This window comes from Microscilla marina ATCC 23134 (genome assembly GCF_000169175.1).
In the GTDB taxonomy this organism is placed as follows: Bacteria; Bacteroidota; Bacteroidia; order Cytophagales; family Microscillaceae; genus Microscilla; species Microscilla marina.
This window is the reverse complement of the sequence record NZ_AAWS01000127.1, coordinates 1-1,392: the sequence shown is the minus strand read 5'-3', so window position 1 is coordinate 1,392 and position 1,392 is coordinate 1. Positions and strand designations below refer to the sequence as shown.

Below are 1,392 nucleotides of genomic sequence, written 5' to 3'. Positions count from 1 at the left end.
CAACAAACGAGTGCTCAAAGTAGTCACAGGCACCAGCCAAAACAAGCTCAGCGTTGTAACAGTTGCCACCGCCAAAGATACACTCTACGCTACCCCTGAGCATCCGTTTTATCTGCCCCAACTCAAAAAATACGTGCCCGCCTCAGAGTTACGCCAAGGCAATCATTTGCAATTAAGCAATGGCACTTGTACTGCTATTACCTCCACCCATTGGTTAGACACCCTCGTAACGGTATACAATATATCGGTAGCCAAACACCATAATTATTTTGCGGAGGGGGTGTTGGTGCATAATAATGAGTGTGGCAGTGTGTGGGATAGATTTGCTGATCATCCAAATCTAAGCCGAGTAAAATCTACAGTAAAAGGATGGAATGATGTAAAATTGGAAAAAGCTTTCCTCAAAGATACAGACGATAATAATTTGGCTAAAGAATTATTTGATCAACCTGATTTGTTGGATGTATGGCATATATTGAGTAAGTTTTCTAATGTAAGAAAAGATAATGATTATTTAACTAAGGTTAATTTTTTCTTAAGTCAAACAAGCACTGATTCACGATTTAAGCGATATATAAAAGAGATTATAACTAAATCTACCAATGATTCTAAAGCTAAAAAGCTAATTAAAAATGAATTAAAGCTTGCTTCAGGCATAGATGGTAAAAGTATCTTTGGGCAATTTAATGCAAAACATGAGTTACCTCAATTATTTGAGCTAATGAACCAAACTAATGACGTTACTGCATTTGTAAAAAACTCAGAAGCTGGTATTGAGGGATTTATGATTACAGGAGATGAAATAACTCCTATCTCATTAAAGGAGTATACTTCAAAAAACTTAAGGTCTTGTGCAGGTAAAATAAGAGATAACGCAGGAAAGATAGAAAGATATATAAAAGGTTTTCACGGGCTGGTTGGAATTGGAGTTGACGCCAACTCTGTCATGTTTGCAGAGTTTACTAAATTTACCAAGGCTGAAATTGATACTTACTTGGCTAATTATGCGCTTGAAAAGGGGTATGATGTATTTCCTGACATATTTAAAGAAGTGTATATAAAAGACAAAAATGGAATTCTATACCAATACAAATAAATCTTATGAAAACTGAACTTTATGTAATACCTAGCCAACAAAATAATTTTGCATGGCAGAATATCTTTGATAGATTAAACTCTTATACATTTATACAAAAATCTAGAAAAAATGATTATGTGCTTACACTCATGAATTCAGATCAAAGAATAAAAAGTGATCAAAGAACCAATTTATTTAAGCTATACTCAGTCGTATCACCTGATGATTCCATAAATGATTTTCACATTCACTTTTTTTATGACAAGGGACTTTCTGGTAGTAATGACGATGCCTATGATTTTTTAAAATACTAT

Annotated in this window: 2 protein-coding genes; both read left to right on the top strand. The window is 34.0% G+C overall.

Translation table 11 applies throughout. The features are described from left to right. On the top strand, window positions 1-1,096 hold a 1,096-nt coding region (locus M23134_RS37190; RefSeq protein ID WP_045115106.1), incomplete at its 5' end, for a Hint domain-containing protein. A gap of 5 nt (window positions 1,097-1,101) precedes the next feature. After that, the coding region (locus M23134_RS37185; protein ID WP_045115105.1) for a hypothetical protein at window positions 1,102-1,392 on the top strand (291 nt) is incomplete at its 3' end.